Origin of the sequence: Hydrogenophaga sp. SNF1 (genome assembly GCF_034421675.1) — a bacterium.
GTDB lineage: Bacteria > Pseudomonadota > Gammaproteobacteria > Burkholderiales > Burkholderiaceae_C > Hydrogenophaga > Hydrogenophaga borbori.
This window is the reverse complement of the sequence record NZ_CP139793.1, coordinates 4,321,171-4,344,219: the sequence shown is the minus strand read 5'-3', so window position 1 is coordinate 4,344,219 and position 23,049 is coordinate 4,321,171. Positions and strand designations below refer to the sequence as shown.

The following is a 23,049-nucleotide window of genomic DNA, read 5'->3' as shown; positions in this document are numbered from 1 at the left end:
GCCGAGGACCCGCCATGCGCCTTTTTACCCACCACGACCGCCCGGTGCACCTGGGCGCCTTCCCCAGTGAGCGCCTGCGCCGCCTGTCCGGCGCGCCGGACCTGTCCCGCATCGTCGACACCGGCGTGCTGCGTCCGCCCGCGGACGAAGGCGCCGCGCCCACGCTGGCGCGCTCCATCAGCCGCTTCATGTGCGCGCTCGACCAGGTGCGCGAAGGCGACCACAACCCCCACCTCGCCGAGATCCCGGGCAGCCCGGGCCTGCGCAGCGAGCACCTGAAGTCGGCGGCCTACTTCCTCGACACCTCCATCGCCGGCGTCTGCGCGCTGGGGCCGGACCACCGGCTGGCCGAGCGCGTGGAACACCCGGCCTTTCGCACCGCCACCTACGAGCAGTCGGAGACCAAGCTGCGCCTGCGCTTCAACCCGAACGCGGTGCTGCGCCAGATGAAGCGCTCCATGGACCTGTGCGCGCGCGGCGTCGAGCACCACACCCACGCCCTGGTGCTGATGGTGGCCCACCCGCGCGACCCCTCCGCGGACGAACCGGGCGCGGAGTGGATCGTCGGCATGCAGGACTGGCGGGCCGCGCTGCGCGCCGCCGAGACCGCGGCCGTGCTGGCCAACTACCTGCGCATCCTGGGCCACGAGGCGCGCAGCCACACGGCCACCACCACCGACGTGCACCTCAACCGTCTGGCCGTCTCCGCCGGACTGGCGCGGCTGGAGGACGGCGCGCTCACCAACCCCTTCGTGGGCACGCGCTTCGGCCTGGCCGTGGTCACCACCACGCTCGCGCTCAAGCCCGACGAAGCCCTGGCACCGGCCACCCTGAACGAGCGCTGGCGCGCGCGCGGGCCGAGCTGGTGGCTGGGCGCGTCCAGCCAGAAGAACGCCTCCAATGCGGTGGACTTCGCCAAGCGCCACTACCGCGACAGCCTGCACCCGGTGGAAACGCTCAAGCGGGTCGACGAGACCACGACCTTCATCGACGAGGACCGCATCCCGCGCGTGCCCAAGAGCAGCGAGTTCTTCCTGCGCGCGGCCTTCGGCGACCTGGGCAAGGCGCCGCAGGAGGCCTCCAAGGACGGCTACTCGGTGGCCAAGGCCCCGCTGGCCGCCGCGCTGCGCCTGGCCCTGAACGTCTATTCCGTGCTGCAGCGGGGCGAGCCCGCGGCGCACAAGGCCAGCTACGCCGACCCGGCCCGCAACGCCGACCTGGTGAAGGCCACGCTGCACTACCTGGGCGCCGACATCGCCGGTCTGTCGCGCGCGCCGGCCTGGGTCTGGTATTCGCATCGGCAGGACGGCACGGAGATGCCGGTGGCCCACCCCTTCGCGGCCACGGTGATGATCGACCAGGGCTTCGACACCATGGAGGGCACCTCGGGCGACGACTGGATCTCCAGCGCCCAGTCGATGCGCACCTACATGCGCGCCGGCCTGGTCTGCGGTGTGCTGGGCGACCACCTGCGCGGCCTGGGCTTCAGCGCCACCGCCCACTCCGCCGCCGACAGCGACGTCATCCAGACGCCGCTGGTGCTGCTCGCGGGGCTGGGCGAGGTCAGCCGCATCGGTGAGACCATCCTCAACCCCTTCCTGGGCCCGCGCAGCAAGACCGGGGTGATGACCACGGACTTCCCGATCCAGCCCGACAAGCCCATCGACTTCGGCCTGCAGAACTTCTGCGAGTCGTGCAACAAGTGCGCGCGCGAATGCCCATCGGGCGCGATCTCCGCCGGCCCCAAAGTGATGTTCAACGGCTACGAGATCTGGAAGGCCGACGTCGAGAAATGCACGCGCTACCGCATGACCAACCTCGGCGGCTCCATGTGCGGGCGCTGCATGAAGGCCTGCCCCTGGAACCTGCCGGGCCTGGTGCAGGAGAAGCCCTTCCGCTGGGCCGCGATGAACCTGCCCGTGGCCGCGCAGTGGCTCGCGCGCCTGGACGACGCGCTCAACCGCGGCGTCATCAACCCGCGCAAGAAGTGGTGGTGGGACATCACCAACGACGGCACCGGCAAGGTGGTGGCGGCCAAGGAGGTGAACACGCGCGGCCTCAACAAGCACATCAAGATCAAGCACGAGGACCAGACGCTCGCAGCCTACCCCGCGCCGCTGGCGCCGCTGCCGCTGCCCATGCCCAGCCCGGTGGACCGCGAGGCCGGCATCGAGGCCTACCGGAACCTGCTGAGCCCGGCGCAGTACCAGGCGCGCATCCGCGAGGGCCAGACGGAGAACCTGGTGCCGCCCCTGCGCCGCCTGACGGACGAGCCGCCGGTGCGGGTGGCCCGCATCGGCCGCCGCTGGACCAGCTCGGCCGACGGCAAGATCGACCTGTTCGAGATCGTGGCCAGCGACGGCCAGCCGCTGCCGGCCTGGCAGGCGGGCGCGCACATCGACATCACCATCACGCCCGAGTTCATCCGCCAGTTCAGCCTGGCCGGTGACCCGGCCGACCGCGGCCGCTACCTGCTCGGCATCCTGCGCGAGGACCAGGGCCGCGGCGGCTCGCTGAAGATCCACCAGATGCTGCGCCAGGACGCGCAGGTGGTGATCTCCCAGCCGCGCAACCACTTCCCCGTGATCGCCACGGCGAAGCGGCACGTGCTGCTGGCCGGTGGCATCGGCGTCACCCCGCTGATCGCCATGGCCCACGAGCTGCACGCCGCGGGCGCGGACTTTGATCTGTACTACAAGTCGCGCACGCGCGCCCAGGCCGCCTTCATCCCCGAGCTGCAGGCCATGCCCTGGGCCGACAGGGTGCACTTCCACTTCAGCGACGAGCGCCGGCTCGACATCGCCGACGTGCTGCGCGACTACCGCGACGGCCACCACGTGTACACCTGCGGTCCCGCGGCCTTCATGGACGCGGTGTTCGACACCGCCACGGGCTTCGGCTGGCCGGAGGAGGCCCTGCACCGCGAGTACTTCTCCGTGCCCGAGACCGAGGCGCGCGAGCGCCTGCCCTTTCGGCTCAAGCTGGCCCGCTCGGGCCAATGCATCGCCGTGGCCGCCGACCAGTCGGCGGTGCAGGCCCTGGCCGCTGGCGGCCTGCAGGTGGACGTCAAGTGCAGCGACGGGCTGTGCGGCGTGTGCGCGGTTCCCTACCTCGAAGGCGACGTCGATCACCGCGACTTCGTGCTCAGCAAGGAACAGCGCAAGTCCCGGATGGTGTTGTGCTGCTCCCGTGCCGCGCAGGCGGACGGGGAGGTGGTGCTGGACCTGTAAGCGAGGCGGCACCCGCCGCCACCCCAACCGCTCGCCCCCGAGCGAACAACAGAAGGAGACAAGCAAGATGAAGAAGATCAGCCTGATCGGCGCCGGCCTGCTGGCGCCCGCCCTGGCCCTGGCGCAAGGCGGCGCCCCGGCGGCCTCGTCCGTGCAGCTGTACGGGCGCCTGGACGCGTCCATCAACTCGGTGCGCTACTCGGCCACCGGCGCGGCGCCCTCGCGGCAGAACAGCTTCCTGTCGAGCGACACCTCGCGCTGGGGCATCCGCGGCAGCGAAGACCTGGGCGCCGGCCTGCAGGCCTTCTTCAAGCTGGAGAGCGGCTTCAACGTCGACACCGGTGCCCAGTCCAACCCGGCCGCGTACTTCAACCGCGAAACCGTGGTCGGCCTGCGCGATCAGCGCTACGGCACGCTGATCCTGGGCAGCCAGTTCACGCCCAACATCGCCATGTCGCTGCGCGTGGACCCGTTCCAGCGCTCGGGCATGGGCGCCAGCCTCACGCTGTTCCAGCGCGGCGGCGCGGCCGGCCTGCTGGGCTACCCGGCGATGCACAACAACGCGGTCCAGTACATCTCGCCCAGCTTCGGCGGTGTCGTCGGCAAGCTGATGGTGGCCAGCAACGAAGGCGCCTCGCCCTTCGGCAACCCCTCCAGCCTGGCGCTGGAGTACAGCAACAAGGCGCTCTACCTCGGGCTCGTCCACGACCGCCTGAACTCCACCGGCGCCGCCGCCGGCCAGCCCGCGCTCGCGTCGGTGAAGAACCAGGTGACCAGCCTGGGCGCGAGCTACGACCTGAAGGTGGTGAAGCTGTACGGCTACCTGGTCAAGGCCGATGTGGACGGCGCGCCCGGCATGCGTGGCGGCTACCTGGGCGTCAAGGTGCCCGCGGGCGTCGGCGAGATCAACGCCGTCTACCAGGTGCGCAACGTGGACGATGCGGCCAACTCGGACGCGCGCCTGTTCGCGGTGCAGTACATGCACCCGCTGTCCAAGCGCACCTCGGTCTACACCAGCGTGGGCCACCAGAGCAACAAGGGCAACGCGGCCTTCGGCCTGTGGCCCTCGCGCACGGAAGCCGGCGGCGGCCCCGCCGCCGGTGCCGACGTGCGTGGCTTCCAGGTGGGCATGCGCCACGTTTTCTGAAGCCGGGAGCCGCCATGACCGACACCGCCCAATCGGGCTTGTACATCGATGGCCAGCGGGTCGAGGCCAGCGGCGGCCGCCGCTACCCGATCCACAACCCGGCGCGTCCCGCCGAGCGCGTGGGCCAGGCCGCGCTGGCCTCGGTCGAGGACGTGGACCGCGCGTTCCAGGCCGCGCACCGGGCCTTTCCCGCCTGGTCGGCGCGCAGCCCCGCCGAGCGCGCGGCGCTGCTGCGCCGCGTGGCCGAGCACCTGACGGCCGATGCCGTCGACCTGGAGCGCCGCACGCGCCTGTTCACCCGCGAGCACGGCAAGGTCCTGAAGGAGGCCGCCACCGAAATGGGCCGCCTGGGCTCGCGGTTCACCGACGTGGCGGACAACGCGCCGCGGCTGATGGCCGACGAGCGCCTGTCCGGCCCGCCGTTCGACACCGTCATCGCGCGCAAGCCACGCGGCGTGGCGCTGCTCATCGTCCCGTGGAACTGGCCGCTGTCGATCCTCGGCGCCAAGCTGCCACAGGCGCTGCTGGCGGGCAGCACGGTGGTCATCAAACTGCCGCAGCAGTCGGCCATCGCGCCGGCGCAGACCGTCGCGATGATCGCGGAGATGCTCCCGCCGGGCGTGGTCAATCTCATCACCGGCGAGGCCGCTGAAATCGGCGACGCCATGCTCACGCACCCGCTGGCCGCCGCGATCAACTTCACGGGCAGCGTCGGCGTGGGCAAGCACGTCATGCGCCTGGCCGCCGAGCGGCTGACCCCGGTGACCCTGGAGCTGGGCGGCAACGACGCGGCCCTGGTGCTGCAGGACGCGGAACTGGACGCGGCCGCCTTGCGGCGGCTGTACCAGGGGGCGTTCATGACGGCGGGCCAGATCTGCATGGCGATGAAGCGGCTCTACGTCCACCGCTCGCGCTACGACGAGCTGGTGCAGGGGCTGTCGGCCGTTGCCGCCGAACAGGTCGTGGGCGACGGCCTCCTGCCGGACACCACCATGGGACCGCTGAACAACCCGCGTCAGCTCCAGGTCGTGCGGGACATGATCCAGCAGGCCCGCGAGCGCGGCGCGGACGTGCGGGAATTCGGCGCGGTGCCCGACCCGGCGCTGTACCGCCAGGGCCACTTCCAGCGGCCGACCCTGGTGCTCGACCCCGACCCCTCGCTCGACGTGGTCCGCGAAGAGCAATTCGGTCCGGTGCTGCCGATCCTTCCCGTCGACACGCAGGAGCAGGGGATCGCGCTGGCGAACGACTCGCGCTTCGCGCTGTGTTCCTCGGTCTGGACGGCCGACCCCGAGCGCGCGATGGCGGTCGCCCGTCAGCTGGAGGCTGGCTACACCTACCTCAACGGCCACGGACCGCTGGCGCAGGACAACCGCGCGCCTTTCGGCGGCTTCAAGGACAGCGGCTTCGGCCGCAACCTGGGCTTCCAGGGCATCGAAGGCTTCCTCTCCCCCCACAGCATCTCCGCCCCCGCGGGCTGGCTCCACAAGGCATGAACACCGAATCCCCCCTGGTCCCGGCGCCCACCGTGGCCGAGCAGTTGCTGCGCCTGTGCGCCGACGCTGGCGTCAGGTACATCTTCAGCAACCTCGGCAGCGACCACCCGGCCTTCATCAGCGCGTTCGCGCGGCTCCAGCAGGCCGGCCTGCCCATGCCCGAGGTGGTCGTCTGCCCGCACGAGATGACGACCCTGAGCGCGGCCGACGGCTACGCGATGGTCACCCGCCAGCCCCAGCTGGTGCTGGTCCACGTCGACGTGGGCACGCAGAACCTGGGCGCCAGCGTGCACAACGCGGCGCGCGGCCGCATCCCGGCCATCGTGGTCGCCGGCCTGTCGCCCGTCTCCTGCGACCCGTCCGTGCTCGGCCACCGCAACGAGTACATCCACTACACGCAGGACACCAGCCGCCAGAGCGACATCGTCGCGCCGTACATGAAATGGATGTACGAGCTGCGCGCGCCCGACATGGTCGAGCCCGTGGCGCGGCGGGCGCTGCAGATCGCGTCCTCGTCGCCGCGCGGTCCCGTCTATCTGACGGGCGCGCGCGAGGTCTGGGACGCGCCCGCGCCCGCGGTGCGCGAGCAGCCCGACCACTGGCGGCCGTCGGCGCTGGGCGGGTTGCCACCCGCCGAGGCGCTGGCCCTGCACGAGGCGCTGTGCCGCGCGAAGCGGCCGCTGGTGATCACCAGCTACGCGGGCATGGACCCGGGCGTGCCGCCCCGCCTGGTGGACGCGGCGGACCGCTATGGCCTGGGCGTGCTGGAGCTCGGCCCGCAATACGTGAGCTTTCCGGGCAGCCACCCCTGCCACCTGGGCTACCAGCGCAACCTCCTCGTCGACGAGGCGGACCTCATCCTGCTGCTCGACGTGGACGTGCCGTGGCTGGCCTCGCAGGTCACGCCGCACGCGGACGCCACGCTGTTCCACATCGACGTCGACCCACTCAAGACGGACCTGGGCTACTGGCACTTCCCCGCGCAGGGCCGCTTCCAGGCCAGCACGGCGCAGGTGCTGGCGCAGCTGCTGGCCCTGGACGCCGCGCCGGCCCTGGCGGGGCGGGCGCAGCGCCTCGAATGGGTCGCGGCGGCGAAAGAGCGGGTCGCCTTGCGGATCCCGCCGGCGCCCACGCAAGGGCCGATCACGCCGGCCGAGCTGACCCGGGCCGTGCGCGAGCTGGTGAACGACAAGACCGTGGTGCTGGTCGAGGCGCCGTCGCACGCCACGCTGATCGCGTCCGTGCTCAAGACCGACCGGCCGGGCGGCTGCTACCTGAACCATGGCGCCGGGCTGGGCTGGGGCATCAACGCCGCCATCGGCGTGAAGCTCGCGTCGCCCGAGTCGGAGGTCATCACCCTGGTCGGCGACGGCTGCTACCTGTTCGGCGTGCCGGGCAGCGCCTTCTGGGTCGCGGGGGCCTGCGGGGCCGCCACGCTGACCGTGGTCTACAACAACGGCGGCTGGAGATCGCCGCGGCACTCGACGGCGCTCGTGCACCCCGACGGCCCGGCCGAACGGCACGACCGCTACTGGGTGGCGTCCGGGCAGGGCGTGAAGTTCGAAGCCCTGGCCGAGGCCACGGGCGCCGCGCTCGGCTTCGCCGTGCAGGACCGGGCCGAGCTGGCGTCGACGCTGCGCTCGGCCCTGGAAGCCGTGCGCGGGGGCCGCAGCGCCGTGGTGAACGTGCAGCTCGCCCCCATCACCTCGCAATCGCTGTTGCCTTCCACGGCGCAAGGAGACCAGCCATGACGACCAAAGACCCGCGCAGTCACCGCGCCACGCGCCGGCGGGCGCTGACGGCGGCCCTGGGCGGGCTGCTGGCCCTGGCCTCGGGCGGCGCCGCCGCGCAGGCCAGCGCCTGGCCGACCCGACCCGTCCGCATCATCGTGGGCTTTCCCGCGGGGGGCGGGCCCGACGTGATGGTGCGCAGCCTCGCCCCGGGCCTGTCGGAAGCGCTGGGCCAAGCGGTGGTGATCGAGAACAAGTCCGGTGTGACCGGCATGCTGGCCGCCGACGCGGTGGCGAAATCCACGGATGGCCACACCTTCCTGATGACCACCGGCAGCTCGATGTCGATCTCGGTCCACACGCTCGAGCGGCTGCCGCTCAACCCCAGGACCGACCTGGTGCCCATCGCGGCGTTCGCGCGCGTTTCGCTGTTCCTGGTGGGCAACGCCAAGCTGCCGTTCAAGACGTTTTCGGACCTGCAGGCCTACGCCAGGCAGCACCCCGGCCGCCTGACCTACGGTTCGCCCGGCAATGGCAGCGCGCCGCACGTGGCGATGGAAATGCTGAAAGCGCAGACCGGCCTCACGGCCGTGCACATCCCTTACCGGGGCGCGGCCCCGGCCTTGCAGGACCTGCTGGGCGGATCGGTCGACGTGCTGTTCGACCCGGGCATTGCCTTCGAGCACGTGCGGGCCGGCAGGCTCCACCTGCTGGCGGTGGCCTCGAACGAGCGCTCGCCGCTGTTCCCCGACGCGCCCACCCTGAGGGAACTCGGTGTCAAGGACTTCGACGGCGGCACGACGCACGGGCTGTATGGCCCGGCGGGCACGCCCCCGCCGGTGGTCGCGCGGCTGAACGCGGAGATCAACCGCCTGCTGAAGACGGCGCCGGTGGCGGCGGGCATCCAGGCGCAGGGCGCCGAGCCGACGCCGATGGCGCCGGCGGCCTTCGCCGCCCAGATCCTGCGCGACAGCGAGCGCTACGGCGCGGTCGTTAAGGCCCGGGGCATCAAGGAGTAGGCCGGGCGCCGCGGAACCGCGGCCCGGCGGCTACAGCCGCCGGCTGCCGCGCGACAGCACGCGCGCGCAGGACTGGCTCATGGCCAGGAAGGCCTGCGCCGCCGACGACAGCTGGGGCTCGCGCCGGTGCAGCACGGTATTGACGTACTGCGGCATCGCCTCGCGCAGCTTCAGCGTCACCAGCCCGCGGCCCATCAGGTCTTTCTCGATGAGGACGGCGGGGATCATGCACATCCAGTCCGTGCTGCGCACCAGCGCCACCATCTGCGTGATGGCCTCGCAGGTGGCCGCCACCGGCGGCGCGGCGAAGCCGTGGTCGGTGAAGTAGCGCGCCACGGTGCCGCCCGGGCCGCCGGGCGAGCCGAGCAGCACCCATTCCGTGTGGCGCAGGTCGGCCAGCGAGGCCACGCCCGCCAGCGGATGGCCCTCGCGCGCGACCACCGTCAGGTTCGAGCTGAACAGCTCGACGCAGGCCAGGTTGGACGCGAGGCCCTTCGGGGGAATCGCGGTGATCGCCAGTTCGATCTTGCCCTGCTGCAGCGCCGACTCCAGGTGCTCGAACACGCCGCTGATGAGGTTCAGCCGCACGTCCGGAAAGCGCTTGTGGAAGTCGGGCACCACCAGGTGGAGCAGCGTGGCCGTCGGCGTCGGGCCCAGCCCGATGCTCAGGCTGCTGACGCCCGCGCCGCGCAGCTGCTCGGCGTCGATCAGGATCTGGCGGGATTCGCGGTCGATGAGCTGGGCGCGCTCGTAGATCTGGCGGCCCTCCGCCGTGAGGCTGATGCCGCTCGTGGAGCGTTCGATGAGGCGCAGCTTGAGCGCGTTCTCCAGCGCCTGGATGCTGCTCGTGAGGCCCGCCTGCGACACCTCCAGCTCCCGCGCCGCGCGGCGGAAGCTGCCGAACTCGACGATGGCCAGGAAGGTGCGCAGTTGCTGAAGCGTCATGGGGGTCTGGTCGGGGCCGCGTGAGGTCGCGCCGATTATGGGACGTCGACCGCTGGCATGCCGCGTCCCGCGCACCGGCGGGTGGGGGATTCAAATAACAAACCGACGAGACGGTTTATTATTGGAGACATCCGCGCTGGCCCCCGGGACCGGCGCGCCTGAACGGGAGACCCGATGCCCCTGACCCCGACCGACACCCCGCTGACCGAGCGCCTGCAACTGCAACCCGCCGGCCCGGGCCGCTGGCGCAGCCTGCACGGCGACGCCAACCAGAACGGCCGCTCCTACGGCGGTCAGTTGCTGGGCCAGGCCATGCGGGCCGCGCTGATGGACGTGCCCGACGCGCGCGCGCCGACCATGATGCAGTTCCTGTTCCTGCAAGGCGCCATGCCGGACCAGCCCATCGTGTTCGAGGTGCGGCGCTTGCAGGAGGGCAAGCGCTTCAGCTCGCGCCAGGTGCGTGGCGTGCAGGGCGAACGCACCGTGCTCGACGCCCAGGTGAGCTGTGCCTTGCCCTTGTCGGGTCCCTCGCACGCCGAGGCCTCGCCGGTGCCTCCTGGCGAGCGGCCCGAGGACCTGCCCACGCTGAACGAGGTGCCCGGGCCCTGGCGCGAGCGCATCGCGCTCATGGGCGGCTACGGCCGCGACTGCAATGCCGCGATTCACTTCCGCATTCCCGACGTGGAGCGCCAGCTCGGCGGCGTGGACGCGGGGCGCGGGTTCCGCTACTGGATGAAGGTGCCGCAGGCCCTGGCCGACGAAGCGCCCCTGCACGCCGCCGCCTTCGCCTACCTGTCCGACTGGTGGCTCAACTTCTGCATCCTGCGGCCACACCTGGCGCGCGCCGGCGAGCGCGGCATGTACATCTCCAGCCTCAACCACGCCCTGTGGCTGCACGCGCCGCTGCGCGCCGACCGGTGGGTCCATGTGCAGACGCACAGCGCGCACGCGGCCCAGGGCCGCGGCCTGGCGCTCGCGCACTACCACGACGAAGCCGGGCGGCACGTCGCCACCGCCACCCAGGACTGCCTGGTGAGCTGGACCGACTAGCGCCCAAGAGCCCAGGCGCCGTTGGCGGCGCCGCGCTCAGGCCCCGTCGCCGGGCCGCCGGTGGCCCGCGGTGCGCGGGGCGATTCCGGGCTTGAGGCGCCAGTCGGGCCCGAAGTCCGACAGCGGGTGCGAGGGCATCGCCGCCTCGTGCTCGATGCCGCGCAGGCGCGCCGCGTAGGCGTCGAGGTAGGCCCCGCGCTGCCCGGGGTCGGTGTACTGGATGGACCAGCCCACGAAGGGCTGCAGCACCTGCAGCCCCGAGTAGCCGAAGGTGCCGTGCTGCAGGTGCCAGAGGATCACGTCGCGCTGGCCCAGCAGGCCGTCGGGCGCCATCATCTCGGGGAAGCAGCCGGTCGTGAAGGCCAGCATGGCCTTGCGGCCCTTCAGCCCGCCCTGGTCGAAGCGCTTGCCGCCCGCGCCGTACACCGTGCCGTTGGCGAACACGCGGTCGATCCAGCCCTTCATGATCGCGGGCACCGAGAACCACCAGAGCGGAAACTGCAGGATCAGCAGATCGCAGGCCATGAGCTTGTCGAGCTCGGCCTGGATGTCCGCGCGGAAGGTCTGGCGCTGCGAGGCCTGCTTCTGCTCGCGGTCGTACTGCAGCGCGTCGGGAAAGCGGCGCTCGCTGAAATCATCGCCCGTGGCCACGGGCTGGAAGCCCATGGCGTAGAGGTCGGACACCACCACCTGGTGGCCGGTCTCGCGCAGGGTCTGCACCGCGCGCTGCAGCAAGGCCTGCCCGAAGGAGCGGGGCTCGGGGTGGGCGTGAACGATGAAGACCTTCATGGCGGGCCCCGGTGTCAGAGCGCCTTGACCAGCTCGGGCACGGCCTCGAAGAGGTCGGCCTCCAGGCCGTAGTCGGCGACGCTGAAGATGGGGGCCTCGGGGTCCTTGTTGATGGCCACGATCACCTTGGAGTCCTTCATGCCCGCCAGGTGCTGGATGGCGCCCGAGATGCCGGCGGCGATGTAGAGCTGCGGCGCCACGATCTTGCCCGTCTGGCCCACTTGCAGGTCGTTGGGCGCGTAGCCCGCGTCCACCGCCGCGCGGCTGGCCCCGATGGCCGCGCCCAGCTTGTCGGCCAGCGGCGTGATCACCTCGTTGAACTTCTCGCTGCTGCCCAGCGCGCGACCGCCGCTGACGATGATCTTGGCCGCCGTCAGCTCGGGCCGGTCGCTCTTGGCGATCTCGGCGCCCAGGAACTGGCTCTTGCCCGAATCGGCCACCGCGTTGGCGGTCTCCACCGCCGCGCTGCCACCCGTGGCCGCCGCCGCATCGAAGCCCGTCGTGCGCACCGTGATCACCTTCTTCTCGTCCGTGGCCTGCACGGTGGCGATCGCGTTGCCCGCGTAGATCGGGCGCTCGAAGGTGTCGGGGCTCACCACCTTGGTGATGTCGGAGAGTTGCGCCGCGTCCAGCAGCGCGGCCACGCGCGGGGCCACGTTCTTGCCCGCAGCGGTGGCCGGGAACAGGATGTGGCTGTAGCTGCCTGCCAGCGCCACCACCTGCGCGGCCACGTTCTCGGCCAGCCCGTGTTCGAAGCCGGCGGCGTCGGCGTGGATGACCTTGGCCACGCCCGCGATCTGGGCCGCGGCCTTGGCGGCCTCGCCCGCGTTGTGCCCGGCCACGAGCACGTGCACGTCGCCGCCGCATTGGGCCGCGGCGGTCACGGTGTTGAGGGTGGCGCCCTTGATGGACGCGTTGTCGTGTTCGGCAATAACCAGTGCAGTCATGTCAGTTCTTCCTCAGATCACCTTGGCTTCGGTCTTGAGCTTGCTCACCAGCGTGGCCACGTCGGGCACCTTCACGCCCGTGCCGCGCTTGGGCGGCTCGCTGACCTTCAGCGTCTTGATGCGCGGCTTCACGTCCACGCCCAGGTCCTCGGGCTTCACCGTCTCCAGCGGCTTCTTCTTGGCCTTCATGATGTTGGGCAGCGTCACGTAGCGCGGCTCGTTCAGCCGCAGGTCCGTGGTGATGACCGCGGGGGTGCTGATCGACAGGGTCTCAAGACCACCGTCGACCTCGCGCGTGACCTTGGCCTTGTCACCCTCGATCTCGACCTTCGAAGCAAAGGTCGCCTGCGGCAGGCCGGCCAGTGCGGCCAGCATCTGGCCGGTCTGGTTGCAGTCGTCGTCGATGGCCTGCTTGCCCAGGATCACCAGGCCCGGCTGTTCCTTGTCCACCAAAGCCTTGAGCAGCTTGGCCACCGCCAGCGGCTGCAGCTCCTCGGCGCTCTCCACCAGGATGGCGCGGTCCGCGCCGATGGCCATGGCCGTGCGCAGGGTTTCCTGGCACTGCGTGACACCGCAGGAGACGGCGATCACTTCGGTGACCACGCCCTTTTCCTTCAGGCGCACCGCCTCTTCCACCGCGATCTCGTCGAACGGGTTCATCGACATCTTCACGTTCGCAATGTCGACGCCGCTGCCATCGCTTTTCACGCGGACCTTGACGTTGTAGTCGACCACCCGTTTCACGGGCACCAGAATTTTCATGCGTTCTCCTTCGGGTTGTGGTCTTGGGCGAAGCGGCGCGCGCGCGCCAGCACCGGGGCGTCCACCATGGCGCCCTCGAACCGGAAGGCCCCTTCGCCGTGCGCGGCGGCGGCCACCAGCACGCGCCGCGCCCAGGCGCTCTGTTCCTCGCTGGGGCCCAGGGCCGCGTTGACCGGCGCGACCTGGGCCGGGTGGATGCACAGCTTGGCGCCGAAACCGAAGCGGCGCGCGCGGCGTGCATCGGCGCCCAGGCGCTCGGTGTCCTGCAACGCGGTGGTCACGCCGTCCACGGGCGGCGCCAGGCCGGCGCGGCGCGAGGCCTGCACGAAGGCGAAGCGCACCGGCGCCAGTTCGGCCTCGTCGCCGTCGCAGGCCATGCCCAGGTCGGCCTGGAAGTCGAGGTGGCCGAAGGCCAGGCGCAGCACGCCGGGCACGCGCGCGATGGCGTCGATCTGGCCCAGGCCTTCGGCCGATTCGATCAGCGGCAGCCAGCGCCGCGCGGGAAAGGCGGCGAACAGGCGCCGCAGGTCCGAAGGGCTTTCCACCTTGGCCGGCATGGCGGCGCCCAGGCCCTGCAGCCCGCCGAGCAGGGCCGCGTCGTCCGCGTGCCAGGGCGTGGCCGAGGCATTGAGCCGCACCAGCAGGCGCGAGCGAACGCTGGCGCCCAGCGTGGGCCACAGGCGCGCCAGCGCCTCGCGCGCGCCGGCCTTGCGCTCGGGCGCCACCGCGTCCTCCAGGTCGAGGACCAGCGCGTGCGCGCCGCTGGCGAGCGCCTTGGGCAGGCGCTCCAGCCGGTCGGCGGGCAGAAACAGGAGGCTGCGGGCGAGGGCGATGCCGTGCATCAGACCTGCTCGTCCGGCAGCTGGATGCGCATGCCCGCCAGCGCGGGCTGCATGCGGATCTGGCAGCACAGGCGGCTGTTGCCGCGCAGGTCGGGCACGCCTTCGAGCATGAAGACCTCGGTCTCCGAGCGCGGGGGCAACTGGTCGAGGAAGGCCGGGTCCACGTAGCCATGGCAGGTGGCGCAGCTGCACACGCCGCCGCAATCGCCCAGGATGCCGGGCACGGCGTGGTCGATCGCGACCTGCATGAGGCTGCGGCCTTCGGGGGCCTCGACCGCGTGCTCGCTGCCGTGGGGGTCGATGAAAACAACGGTGGGCATGGGTGAATCGTCCTTGGTGAAAACCCCGAGATGGCGGTTTGACATAGTCCGTCTCGTCGGACTATTATTCCACCAACCGACGCACCGGACAACACACATTCCATCCCCAACGGAGGACCCCGAATTGGACCACTGCGCCCCCGTGATTCCCATCGCCAGCGCGCCCGCCGCCGAGCCGCGCTGGGACCAGCTCGTGCGCGACGAGCACGTGCACGGCTCGCTGTACACCGACCCCGCGATCTACCAGGCCGAACTGCAGAAGATCTGGTTCCGCACCTGGGTCTACGTGGGGCATGAGAGCGAGGTGCCGAACGCCAACGACTACGTCATGAAGTCCATCGGTCCCGAGCCGGTCATCATGACGCGCGACCGCCACGGCACGATCCACCTGCTGCACAACCGCTGCCCCCACCGAGGCAACCGCGTGTGCATGACCGAGCAGGGCAACGCGCGTTCCTTCACCTGCCCCTACCACGGCTGGACCTTCGCCAACGACGGCGCGCTCAAGGGCTGGCCCTTTCCCTCGGGCTACGAGGGCGTGGACCGGGGCGACTACGGTCTGGGCAAGGTCGCGCGCGTGGCCAGCTACCGCGGCTTCGTCTTCGGCTCCATGGCGGCCGAAGGCCCCAGCCTGGAGGAACACCTGGGCGCGGCCATGAAGTCCATCGACGCGCTGTGCGAGACCTCGCCCGAGGGCGAGGTGGAGATCACCGCAGGCTTCCTCAAGCACAAGGTCAAGGCCAACTGGAAGTTCCTGGTCGAGAACGAGACCGACGGCTACCACCCGTCCTTCGTGCACGCCTCCATCTTCGAGGTGGCTCAGAGTGGCATCGGCTCGCTCTACAGCGCCGAGTCCACGGCGGTGTCGCGCGACTTCGGCAACGGCCACACCGAGAACGACCTGCGCCCGGAGTTCCGAAAGCGCGACGTGCCGCTGTCCTGGTTCGGCACCACGGCCGACAAGCTGCCCGACTACACGGCAAAGATGAACGCCGCCTATGGCGAGGAGCGGGCGCGCAAGATCATGATCGACGGCACGCCGCACATCATGATCTACCCGAACCTGTTCATCGCGGAGATCCAGATCTTCGTGATCCAGCCGCTGTCGGTGGACGAGACCGTGCAACACGTGACCGCGCTGCAGTTCAAGGGCGCGCCCGACCTGAACCGGCGCATGCGCCAGCAGACCATGGGATCGGTGGGCCCGGCGGGTTTCCTGCTGGCCGACGACGCCGAGATGTACGAGCGCACCCAGATGGGGGTGCGGATGCGCAATCCCGAGTGGCTGTTCCTGGGCCGGGGCAAGCACCGCGAGCGCCGCGACGCCGACGGCTTCCTGATCGGCGACAACACGGACGAGGTGCCCAGCCGTGGCATCTGGCGGCACTACCGCGCCACCATGGAGGCCGCGTGATGCCCATGACGACCGAACAACGCGCCACGCTGGAAGACGTCACGCAGTTCGTCTACCGCGAAGCGCGCCTGCAGGACGAGCACCGCTACGACGACTGGGAGTCGCTGTGGACCGACGATGGCGTGTACTGGGTGCCCGCGAACGGCGACGGTGGCGACCCTGAGAAGGTGATGTCCATCATCTACGACAACCGCTCGCGCATCGCGCTGCGCATCCGCCAGTTCCACACCGGCAAGCGCTTCAGCCAGACGCCGCAGTCGCGCCTGCGCCGCCTGATCTCCAACATCGAGGTGCTGGAGGACGATGGCCGCGAACTCAGCGTGGGCAGCAACGTGCTGATCTTCGAGAACCAGACGCGTGGCGACATGCTCTGGGCCGCGCGCACCGAGTACCGCCTGCGCCGCATGGATGGCCAGCTGCGCATGGCGCGCAAGACGGTGAACCTGGTGAACAACCAGGACGCGCTGTACTCGATGGCCTTCCTGATCTGACGCCGCCAAACGGAGACACTGCATGAGCAAGCCAACGAGTCCCGAGGTGCTGGTGGGCGAGGGCCCGGTGCGCCTGGACCTGCACGCCGACGGCGTGGCCCACCTGCGGCTGGCGCGGCCCGAGGCCGCCAATGGCCTGAACGTCGAGCTGCTGCGCGCGCTGCACGAAGCGGTGCTGCGCATCCACGGCGAAGGCCGCGTGCGTGCCGTGCTGCTGACGGGCGAGGGCCAGCACTTCTGCGCCGGCGGCGACGTGCACACCTTTCTTTCGAAAGGCGAGGCGTTGCCCGACTACATCCGCGTCGCGACGGCGCTGCTGCAGCTCGCCACGGCCGCCCTGATCCGGCTGAACCCGCCGGTGGTGGCGGCGGTGCAGGGCTTCGCGGCCGGCGGCGGCGGCATGGGCCTGGTGTGCTCGTCCGACTTCGTGGTGGCCGGCGAGTCCACGCGCTTCCTGGCCGGCGCCACGCGCGTGGCCATGGTGCCCGACGCCGGCGTGTCGGTCACGCTCACGCAGCTCGTGGGCTTTCGCCGCGCCATGGAGATCCTGATGCTCAACCCCACGATCACGGCGGCCGAGGCCAAGGACATGGGCCTGGTCACGCGCGTGGTGGCCGACGAGCGCTTGATGGACGAGGCCTGGTCGCTCGCGCGCCAGCTCGCGGCCGGTGCGCCGGCCGCGCTGGCCAACACCAAGCGCCTGCTGTGGAACGGCATCGGCCAGGGCGTGGAAGCGGCCATGCCCGAGGAAAACCACATCCAGGCCCTGCTGTCCGGCATGGCCGACGCGCGCGAGGGCTTGTCGGCGGTGATCGAGAAACGCGCGCCGCGTTTCACGGGGCGCTGAATGGCGGCCGACAAGACCGCGCGACGGCGCGCACTGGTCACCGGGGGCGCCAGCGGCATTGGCGAGGCCATCGCGCGCCGCCTCGCGGCCGATGGCCTGGACGTGCTCATCGCCGACCGGCAGGCCGAGGCCGCCCAGCGCCTCGCGCAAGCGATCGGCGCCCGCGCCGTGGCGCTGGACGTCTGCGATTTCGATCGCGTGCACGCGGTGGTGGCCGAACAGGGCCCCTTCGATGTGCTGGTGAACAACGCGGGCGTGGACCAGCACGCCTTCTTCACGAACACCACGCCGGCCGACTGGCGCCGCCTGCTGGCGGTGAACCTGGAGGCCGTGCTCAACACCACGCACGCGGTGCTGCCGGGCATGCAGGCGCGTGGCTTCGGGCGCATCGTCAACGTGGCTTCGGAAGCGGGCCGGCTGGGCTCGCGCGGCGGTTCGGTGTACGCGGCGGCCAAGGGCGGGGTGATCGCCTTCACGCGCTCCATCGCGCGCGAGAACGGCCGCAAGGGCATCACGGCCAATGTGGTGGCGCCGGGGCCGATCGACACGCCGCTGCTGCGCCAGGCCGTGGCGCAGGGTGGCGACAAGCTCATGGAGGGCATGACCCAGGCCACGCTCGCGGGCCGGCTGGGCAGCACCGAGGAGGTGGCCTCGGCCGTGGCGTTCCTCGCCTCCGAGGGCGCGGCCTATGTCACCGGCGAGGTGCTGGGCGTCTCGGGTGGCATGGGGTGCGGCGCATGACACAGGACCCCCACGCTGAGCCGCGGCGCGGGTCGCCGACCGCCGGGGGGACCGGTCCGGCTGGGAGCGCCCCGGCGCCGGATCGGACCTCGTCGCCGTCGTCGGTCGAGACCGTCATGGCCCGCGTGAGAGCGGTCTATGGCCGCTGGCGCCGCGACACCCCCGTGGCGCAGATGCGCGCCGACTGGGACCGGCTCTTCGACGCCACCGGCGAGGCCGCGTTCGAGCCGCTGATCGCGGGCGGCGTGCCCTGCGCCTGGATCACCGCGCCCGGCGCGCGCACCGACCGCGCCATCGTCTATTTCCACGGCGGCGGTTTCCAGGTGGGCTCGCTGCGCTCGCACCGCGAGCTGATGGCGCGCCTGTCGGCCGCCGCTGGCGCGCGCGTGCTGGGCGTGGACTACCGCCTCGCGCCCGAGCACCGCCACCCGGCGCCGTTGCAGGACGCGCTGGCCGTGCTGCAGTGGCTGCGCGGCCAGGGCTTCGCGGCGCGCGACACCGCGCTCGCGGGCGACTCGGCGGGCGGCGGCCTGGCCCTGGGCGCGCTGCTGGCGCTGCACGGCCGGGGCGACGCCCTGCCGGCCGCGGCCTTGCTCCTGTCGGCCTGGACCGACCTCGCCGCCACCGGCGAGAGCTACGAGACCCGCGCCAGCGCCGACCCCATCCACCAGCGCCCCATGATCCTGGCGATGGCGCGCAACGCCCTCGGCCCCGACGGCGATCCGCGCGACCCGCTGGTCTCGCCGCTCTACGCCGACGAGCAGGCCCTGGCCGCGCTGCCCCCCCTGCTGCTGCAGGTGGGCGACCGCGAGACCGTGCTCAGCGATTCCGAGGCCTTCGCGCGCCGCGTGAACGCGGCCGGTGGCCAGGCGCGCTGCCAGGTCTGGCCCGGCATGGTTCACGTGTTCCAGCAATTTCCCCATGAGCTGCCCGAGGCGCGCGACGCGCTGGACGAGGGCGGCCGATTCCTCGCGTCCCACCTGGGGCGCGCCACTTCCGGAGACACCTCAGCATGATCGGAATCACCGCCTATGGCGGCTACGTGCCGCGCCTGCGCCTGTCGCGCCAGGCGGCGGCGCAGGCCAACGCCTGGTACGCCCCGCAGTTCGGTGGCCGCAAGGGCACGCGCGCCTTCGCCCACTGGGACGAGGACAGCATCACCCTGGCCGTGGCCGCCGCGCGCGACTGCCTGGGCCCGGCCAGCGCGCGCGAGCGCTCGACCGTGCGCGCGCTGCTGCTGGCCAGCGACACGCTGCCCTTCGCCGAGCGCCTGAACGCCGGCGTGGTGGCCGGTGCGCTCGATCTCGACGAGGGCATCGAGGCCCTGGACCTGGGCGGCACGCAGCGCGCGGCGCTCTCGGCCTTCACACAGGCCGTGGCGCGCGTGGCGGCCGGCGGGGGCGACACCCTGGTGCTGGCGGCCGACAACCGGCGCACGCGCGCGGCCAGCGCGCAGGAGCTGGAGTACGGCGACGCCGCCGCCGCCCTGCTGGTGGGCACGCAGAACGTGCTCGCGGAGTACCTGGGCGCGGGCACCGTCACGGCCGATTTCGTGGACCACTTCCGCGCCGCCGGCGAGGACCTGGACTACCACTGGGAAGAGCGCTGGGTGCGCGACGAGGGCATCGCCAAGCTGGTGCCGCGCGCGGTGCAGGCGGCGCTGGCCCAGGCCGGCGTGGCCGCCGCCGAGGTCGATCACTTCATCTTCCCCACCACCTTCGCCAAGATGGACCAGCAGCTGGCCAAGGCCTGCGGCATCCGCGCCGAGGCGGTGGTGCCCAACCTGGGCGACTGCGTGGGCGACAGTGGCGTGCCACACGGCCTGCTGCTGCTCGCCCACCTGCTGGAGCGCGCGCGGCCCGGCCAGCGCATCGTGCTGGCGCAGTTCGGCAGCGGCGCGCAGGCCCTGGTGTTCCGTGTCACCGAGGCCATCGATGGCTTCAAGCCGGCGCGCGGCGTGAGCGAATGGCTGGCGCGCGGCGTGGAAGAACGCCACTACACGCGCTTCCTCTCCTTCAAGGGCCAGCTGCAGCTGGAACGCGGCATGCGCGGCGAGCAGGACAAGAAGACCGCGCTGTCGACCGCCTGGCGCCACCACCGCGCGCTGCAGGCCCTGGTGGCCGGGCGCTGTGAGGTGACGGGCAGCGTGCACTTTCCGCCCTCGCGCCTGACGTACGACGCCCGGCCCCTGCAGGACACGCAGAAGCCCCACCCGCTGGCCGACCGGCCCGCGCGCATCCTGAGCTGGTCGGCCGAGTACCTGTCCTGGCACCCGGCGCCGCCGCACCACTACGGCCAGATCGACTTCGAGGGCGGCGGGCGCATCCTCATGGACTTCACCGATCTGGAGGTGGGCGAGGTGGACAGCGGCACCGCCATGGAGATGGTGTTCCGCGTCAAGGACGTCGACGAGCGCCGCGGCTTCACGCGGTATTTCTGGAAGGCCACCCCGGTGCGTGGCGCGTCCAAGACCTGAAGGAGAACCGCATGGCACAAGGCATCAAAGACAAGGTCGCCATCCTCGGCATGGGCTGCAGCAAATTCGGCGAGCGCTGGGACGCCAGCCCCGAGGACCTCATGCTGGAGGCCTACAACGAGGCCATGGCCGACGCCGGCATCGCGCCGGACCAGCTCGGCGCGGCCTGGTTCTCCACCCACATGGACGACGTGGGCACGGGACGCGGCGGCACGCCCATGGGCATCGCGCTGCGCCTGCCCAACATCGGCATCACGCGCGTGGAGAACTTCTGCGCCGGCGGCTCCGAGGCCATCCGCGCGGCCGTGTACGCCGTGGCCGCGGGCGCCTGCGACATCGCGCTCGCGCTCGGCGTGGAAAAGCTCAAGGACACCGGCTACGGCGGCCTGCCCATGGCCACCGTCGGCACCTACATCCCGCAGTGGTACCCGAACGCGGTGGCACCGGCCAACTTCGCGCAGCTCGCCAGCGCCTACCGCGCCAAACACGGTATCGACGCGGCCTTGCTCAAGCGCGCGATCTCGCACGTCTCGGTGAAGAGCCACGCCAACGGCGCCAAGAACCCCAAGGCCCATTTGCAGAAGCCCATCACCGAAGAGCAGTGCCTGAAGGCGCCCACCATCGCGGCGCCGCTGGGCCTGTTCGACTGCTGCGGCGTGTCCGACGGCGCGGCCGCCGTGATCGTCACCACGCCGGAGATCGCGCGCAGCCTGGGCAAGACCGACCTCGTCACCTTCAAGGCCCTGCAGGTCGCGGTGTCCAACGGCTGGGAGCTGCAGTCCAGCGAGTGGGACGGCAGCTATGTGCACACCGCGCGCGTCGCCGCGAAACGCGCCTACGCCGAGGCCGGCATCGAGCGCCCGCGCGAGCAGATCAGCATGACCGAGGTGCACGACTGCTTCTCCATCACCGAGTTGGTGACCATGGAAGACCTGGGCCTGTCCGACGAGGGCCGCGCCGTGTACGACGTGCTCGACGGCGCCTTCGACGCCGAGGGCCGCGTGCCCTGCCAGATCGACGGCGGCCTCAAGTGCTTCGGCCACCCGGTGGGCGCCAGCGGCATCCGCATGCTCTACGAGATCTACCTGCAGCTGCAGGGGCGCGCCGGCGCGCGCCAGCTCGCGGACCCGAAGACCGGCCTGATCCACAACCTCGGCGGCCAGCCGTCGCAGAACGTGTGCTCGGTCTCCATCGTCGGACTGCAAGGGGTCTGAGCGCCATGAGCGAGCCTGTCGTTCTGCTCGACCACCCCGCGCCGCGGGTGGCGCGCCTCTGCATCAACCGCCCGGCGCAGCGCAACGCCATCGACGAGGCCGTGCGGCAAGGCTTCATCGATCGGCTCGACGCCCTGGTCCGGGACGCGTCGGTGCGGGCCCTGGTCATCGGCGGCGTGCAAGGCGTGTTCTCCGCCGGCGGCGACGTACCCAGCATGCTGGGCCTGAGCGAGGCGCAGGCGCGCGCTCGCCTGGGCCATGTGCAGCAGGTCTGCCAGCGCGTGGCCGATCTGCGCCTGCCCGTGGTGGCCGCCATGGAGGGCGTGACCGCGGGCGCGGCCGTCGGCCTGTCGCTGCTGGCCGACCGCATCGTGATCGGGCGCGAGGCGCGCGTGCTCTTTCCTTTCCTCAAGATCGGCCTGGTGCCCGACTGGGGCCAGCTGCTCACCCTGCCGCGCCGCGTGGGCCTGCCGGTGGCGCGCCGCCTGCTCTGCGGCGGTGAGCCCGTGCGTGGCGAAGAGGCGCTGCGCCTGGGCCTGGCCGACGAGCTGTGCGAGGACGCGCAGGTGATGGACCGCGCCGTGGCCCTGGCCGGCGAGCTGGCCCTGCTGCCCGCCGAGCCCTTCGCCCGCATGAAGCAGCGCCTGCAGCACCCCAGCGCCACGCTGGCCGAGGAGCTCCAGCGTGACCAGGACGACCAGGCCGCCTGCCTGCTGGGCGCCGACTTCCGCGAAGGCTTCTCGGCCTTTCGCGAGAAACGCGCCCCCGATTTCATTCACCGCCCCGGAGACCGCGCATGAGCGAAGCCCCCCAGGAGCCGGTGCGCCTGTCGCGTGAAGGTGCGGTGGGCGTGCTCACGCTCAACCGCCCCGACAAGCGCAACGCGCTCGACCTCGGCATGCGCACGGCCATCGCCGCCGCCGTGCGCGCTCTCGAGGCCGACGCCGCCATCCGGGCCATCGTCATCACCGGCGGCGACAGCGTGTTCGCCGCCGGCGCCGATCTGAACCTGCTGGTCGACAAGGGCGCGCAGGACGTGGCCGCCATCGACCTCGGCCAGTACTGGGCGCCGCTGGCGAACGCGCGCAAGCCCGTGGTCGCGGCGGTCAGCGGCTTCGCGCTCGGCGCGGGCTGCGAACTCGCGCTGATGTGCGACTTCATCGTGGCCGACGCCAGCGCCCGCCTGGGCCAGCCCGAACTGGCCGTGGGCATCATGCCCGGCGCCGGCGGCACGCAGCGCCTGGTGCGCAGTGTGGGCAAGCAGGTCGCCAGCCTCATGCTCATGACGGCCGAGCCGCTGACGGGCGAGCGCGCCTTCCAGCTCGGGCTGGTGGCCGAACTCGCGCCCGAGGGCCAGTCGCTGGCGCGCGCGCTGGAGCTCGCGCGCAAGGCGGCCCGTATGCCGCCCAAGGCCATCGAAGCCACCAAGCGCGTGCTGCGCCAGGGCGCCGACCTGCCACTGGACGCCGCGCTGGCGCTGGAGAACCGAGAGTTCCTGCTGCTCTTTGACACCGATGACAAGACCGAGGGCATGCGCGCCTTCCTCGACAAGCGCAAGCCGCAGTTCAACGGCCGCTGAACGCGGCGCA

The 23,049-nt window shown here is 71.6% G+C and carries 21 protein-coding genes; 15 read left to right on the top strand and 6 right to left on the bottom strand.

The genetic code is table 11. The annotated features are described in order from the left end of the window. Positions 1-14: 14 nt before the first annotated feature. The 5 genes from SOM08_RS20750 to SOM08_RS20730 all read left to right on the top strand — a co-directional run bounded on the left by SOM08_RS20750 (position 15) and on the right by SOM08_RS20730 (position 8,622). The gene (locus SOM08_RS20750; RefSeq protein WP_322469651.1) at positions 15-3,230 is read left to right on the top strand and encodes a 4Fe-4S dicluster domain-containing protein; all 3,216 of its coding nucleotides are present in this window, start codon (positions 15-17) and stop codon (positions 3,228-3,230) included. A 67-nt stretch (positions 3,231-3,297) separates the two neighbouring features. Continuing rightward, positions 3,298-4,377, top strand: coding sequence for a porin (locus tag SOM08_RS20745; protein ID WP_116960885.1), 1,080 nt, complete (start codon positions 3,298-3,300; stop codon positions 4,375-4,377). Between the two features lie 14 nt (positions 4,378-4,391). Continuing rightward, positions 4,392-5,873, top strand: coding sequence for an aldehyde dehydrogenase family protein (locus SOM08_RS20740; protein WP_116960884.1), 1,482 nt, complete (start codon positions 4,392-4,394; stop codon positions 5,871-5,873). Continuing rightward, complete coding sequence (locus tag SOM08_RS20735; RefSeq protein ID WP_322469650.1) at positions 5,870-7,624, top strand: thiamine pyrophosphate-requiring protein; 1,755 nt, start codon at positions 5,870-5,872, stop codon at positions 7,622-7,624. The genes SOM08_RS20740 and SOM08_RS20735 overlap by 4 nt, the downstream gene beginning before the upstream one ends. Further along, positions 7,621-8,622 carry a tripartite tricarboxylate transporter substrate binding protein gene (locus SOM08_RS20730; protein WP_322469649.1) on the top strand — a complete coding sequence of 334 codons (1,002 nt, stop codon included), beginning with the start codon at positions 7,621-7,623 and terminating at the stop codon, positions 8,620-8,622. The genes SOM08_RS20735 and SOM08_RS20730 overlap by 4 nt, the downstream gene beginning before the upstream one ends. Positions 8,623-8,652: 30 nt before the next feature. Here the strand turns inward: SOM08_RS20730 and SOM08_RS20725 are convergent, their stop codons facing one another. Next, positions 8,653-9,567 carry a LysR family transcriptional regulator gene (locus SOM08_RS20725; protein WP_116960881.1) on the bottom strand — a complete coding sequence of 305 codons (915 nt, stop codon included), beginning with the start codon at positions 9,565-9,567 and terminating at the stop codon, positions 8,653-8,655. A gap of 174 nt (positions 9,568-9,741) precedes the next feature. On the opposite strand from SOM08_RS20725, the gene SOM08_RS20720 reads away from it, so the two are divergent. Then, positions 9,742-10,617: an acyl-CoA thioesterase gene (locus SOM08_RS20720; protein WP_322469648.1), complete on the top strand. Its 876-nt coding sequence runs from the start codon at positions 9,742-9,744 to the stop codon at positions 10,615-10,617. A 36-nt stretch (positions 10,618-10,653) separates the two neighbouring features. On the opposite strand, the gene SOM08_RS20715 is transcribed toward SOM08_RS20720, so the two are convergent. Genes SOM08_RS20715 through SOM08_RS20695 form a run of 5 tightly spaced genes read right to left on the bottom strand, consistent with a single transcriptional unit; the run spans position 10,654 to position 14,277 of the window. After that, on the bottom strand, positions 10,654-11,406 hold the full coding sequence (locus tag SOM08_RS20715) for an NAD(P)H-dependent oxidoreductase (protein ID WP_116960879.1): 753 nt from the start codon (positions 11,404-11,406) through the stop codon (positions 10,654-10,656). Between the two features lie 14 nt (positions 11,407-11,420). Continuing rightward, complete coding sequence (locus SOM08_RS20710) at positions 11,421-12,353, bottom strand: electron transfer flavoprotein subunit alpha/FixB family protein (protein ID WP_322469647.1); 933 nt, start codon at positions 12,351-12,353, stop codon at positions 11,421-11,423. Positions 12,354-12,365: 12 nt separating this feature from the next. Then, complete coding sequence (locus tag SOM08_RS20705; RefSeq protein WP_322469646.1) at positions 12,366-13,115, bottom strand: electron transfer flavoprotein subunit beta/FixA family protein; 750 nt, start codon at positions 13,113-13,115, stop codon at positions 12,366-12,368. Continuing rightward, complete coding sequence (locus SOM08_RS20700; RefSeq protein ID WP_116960152.1) at positions 13,112-13,957, bottom strand: HpcH/HpaI aldolase/citrate lyase family protein; 846 nt, start codon at positions 13,955-13,957, stop codon at positions 13,112-13,114. The genes SOM08_RS20705 and SOM08_RS20700 overlap by 4 nt, the downstream gene beginning before the upstream one ends. Then, positions 13,957-14,277 (bottom strand): 2Fe-2S iron-sulfur cluster-binding protein, encoded by a 321-nt coding sequence (locus tag SOM08_RS20695; protein WP_322469645.1) that lies wholly within the window; start codon positions 14,275-14,277, stop codon positions 13,957-13,959. The genes SOM08_RS20700 and SOM08_RS20695 overlap by 1 nt, the downstream gene beginning before the upstream one ends. A gap of 124 nt (positions 14,278-14,401) precedes the next feature. On the opposite strand from SOM08_RS20695, the gene SOM08_RS20690 reads away from it, so the two are divergent. The 9 genes from SOM08_RS20690 (at position 14,402) to SOM08_RS20650 (ending at position 23,039) form a co-directional block, all read left to right on the top strand. Beyond that, positions 14,402-15,691, top strand: coding sequence for an aromatic ring-hydroxylating oxygenase subunit alpha (locus tag SOM08_RS20690; protein ID WP_116960154.1), 1,290 nt, complete (start codon positions 14,402-14,404; stop codon positions 15,689-15,691). Continuing rightward, the gene (locus SOM08_RS20685) at positions 15,691-16,182 is read left to right on the top strand and encodes an aromatic-ring-hydroxylating dioxygenase subunit beta (RefSeq protein WP_116960155.1); all 492 of its coding nucleotides are present in this window, start codon (positions 15,691-15,693) and stop codon (positions 16,180-16,182) included. The genes SOM08_RS20690 and SOM08_RS20685 overlap by 1 nt, the downstream gene beginning before the upstream one ends. Before the next feature lie 22 nt (positions 16,183-16,204). Continuing rightward, on the top strand, positions 16,205-17,029 hold the full coding sequence (locus SOM08_RS20680) for an enoyl-CoA hydratase/isomerase family protein (RefSeq protein ID WP_116960156.1): 825 nt from the start codon (positions 16,205-16,207) through the stop codon (positions 17,027-17,029). Beyond that, complete coding sequence (locus tag SOM08_RS20675; protein ID WP_116960157.1) at positions 17,030-17,770, top strand: SDR family NAD(P)-dependent oxidoreductase; 741 nt, start codon at positions 17,030-17,032, stop codon at positions 17,768-17,770. It begins immediately after the preceding gene. Positions 17,771-17,886: 116 nt separating this feature from the next. Next, complete coding sequence (locus SOM08_RS20670; protein WP_116960158.1) at positions 17,887-18,786, top strand: alpha/beta hydrolase fold domain-containing protein; 900 nt, start codon at positions 17,887-17,889, stop codon at positions 18,784-18,786. Continuing rightward, on the top strand, positions 18,783-20,246 hold the full coding sequence (locus SOM08_RS20665; protein WP_322469644.1) for a 3-oxoacyl-[acyl-carrier-protein] synthase III C-terminal domain-containing protein: 1,464 nt from the start codon (positions 18,783-18,785) through the stop codon (positions 20,244-20,246). Before SOM08_RS20670 ends, SOM08_RS20665 begins: the two co-directional genes overlap by 4 nt. 11 nt (positions 20,247-20,257) lie before the next feature. Continuing rightward, complete coding sequence (locus SOM08_RS20660; RefSeq protein ID WP_322469643.1) at positions 20,258-21,460, top strand: acetyl-CoA acetyltransferase; 1,203 nt, start codon at positions 20,258-20,260, stop codon at positions 21,458-21,460. Positions 21,461-21,465: 5 nt separating this feature from the next. Next, the gene (locus SOM08_RS20655) at positions 21,466-22,260 is read left to right on the top strand and encodes an enoyl-CoA hydratase/isomerase family protein (RefSeq protein ID WP_322469642.1); all 795 of its coding nucleotides are present in this window, start codon (positions 21,466-21,468) and stop codon (positions 22,258-22,260) included. After that, positions 22,257-23,039, top strand: coding sequence for an enoyl-CoA hydratase-related protein (locus tag SOM08_RS20650; protein WP_322469641.1), 783 nt, complete (start codon positions 22,257-22,259; stop codon positions 23,037-23,039). The genes SOM08_RS20655 and SOM08_RS20650 overlap by 4 nt, the downstream gene beginning before the upstream one ends. The last annotated feature ends 10 nt before the right edge of the window (positions 23,040-23,049 follow it).

Excerpts from the sequence above, each read along its gene's own strand:
- SOM08_RS20750 (WP_322469651.1), top strand. The coding sequence starts at position 15 with ATGCGCCTTTTTACCCACCACGACCGCCCGGTGCACCTGGGCGCCTTC.
- SOM08_RS20745 (WP_116960885.1), top strand. The coding sequence starts at position 3,298 with ATGAAGAAGATCAGCCTGATCGGCGCCGGCCTGCTGGCGCCCGCCCTG.
- SOM08_RS20740 (WP_116960884.1), top strand. The coding sequence starts at position 4,392 with ATGACCGACACCGCCCAATCGGGCTTGTACATCGATGGCCAGCGGGTC.
- SOM08_RS20735 (WP_322469650.1), top strand. The coding sequence starts at position 5,870 with ATGAACACCGAATCCCCCCTGGTCCCGGCGCCCACCGTGGCCGAGCAG.
- SOM08_RS20730 (WP_322469649.1), top strand. The coding sequence starts at position 7,621 with ATGACGACCAAAGACCCGCGCAGTCACCGCGCCACGCGCCGGCGGGCG.
- SOM08_RS20725 (WP_116960881.1), bottom strand. The coding sequence starts at position 9,567 with ATGACGCTTCAGCAACTGCGCACCTTCCTGGCCATCGTCGAGTTCGGC.
- SOM08_RS20720 (WP_322469648.1), top strand. The coding sequence starts at position 9,742 with ATGCCCCTGACCCCGACCGACACCCCGCTGACCGAGCGCCTGCAACTG.
- SOM08_RS20715 (WP_116960879.1), bottom strand. The coding sequence starts at position 11,406 with ATGAAGGTCTTCATCGTTCACGCCCACCCCGAGCCCCGCTCCTTCGGG.
- SOM08_RS20710 (WP_322469647.1), bottom strand. The coding sequence starts at position 12,353 with ATGACTGCACTGGTTATTGCCGAACACGACAACGCGTCCATCAAGGGC.
- SOM08_RS20705 (WP_322469646.1), bottom strand. The coding sequence starts at position 13,115 with ATGAAAATTCTGGTGCCCGTGAAACGGGTGGTCGACTACAACGTCAAG.
- SOM08_RS20700 (WP_116960152.1), bottom strand. The coding sequence starts at position 13,957 with ATGCACGGCATCGCCCTCGCCCGCAGCCTCCTGTTTCTGCCCGCCGAC.
- SOM08_RS20695 (WP_322469645.1), bottom strand. The coding sequence starts at position 14,277 with ATGCCCACCGTTGTTTTCATCGACCCCCACGGCAGCGAGCACGCGGTC.
- SOM08_RS20685 (WP_116960155.1), top strand. The coding sequence starts at position 15,691 with ATGCCCATGACGACCGAACAACGCGCCACGCTGGAAGACGTCACGCAG.
- SOM08_RS20680 (WP_116960156.1), top strand. The coding sequence starts at position 16,205 with ATGAGCAAGCCAACGAGTCCCGAGGTGCTGGTGGGCGAGGGCCCGGTG.
- SOM08_RS20675 (WP_116960157.1), top strand. The coding sequence starts at position 17,030 with ATGGCGGCCGACAAGACCGCGCGACGGCGCGCACTGGTCACCGGGGGC.
- SOM08_RS20670 (WP_116960158.1), top strand. The coding sequence starts at position 17,887 with ATGGCCCGCGTGAGAGCGGTCTATGGCCGCTGGCGCCGCGACACCCCC.
- SOM08_RS20665 (WP_322469644.1), top strand. The coding sequence starts at position 18,783 with ATGATCGGAATCACCGCCTATGGCGGCTACGTGCCGCGCCTGCGCCTG.
- SOM08_RS20660 (WP_322469643.1), top strand. The coding sequence starts at position 20,258 with ATGGCACAAGGCATCAAAGACAAGGTCGCCATCCTCGGCATGGGCTGC.
- SOM08_RS20655 (WP_322469642.1), top strand. The coding sequence starts at position 21,466 with ATGAGCGAGCCTGTCGTTCTGCTCGACCACCCCGCGCCGCGGGTGGCG.
- SOM08_RS20650 (WP_322469641.1), top strand. The coding sequence starts at position 22,257 with ATGAGCGAAGCCCCCCAGGAGCCGGTGCGCCTGTCGCGTGAAGGTGCG.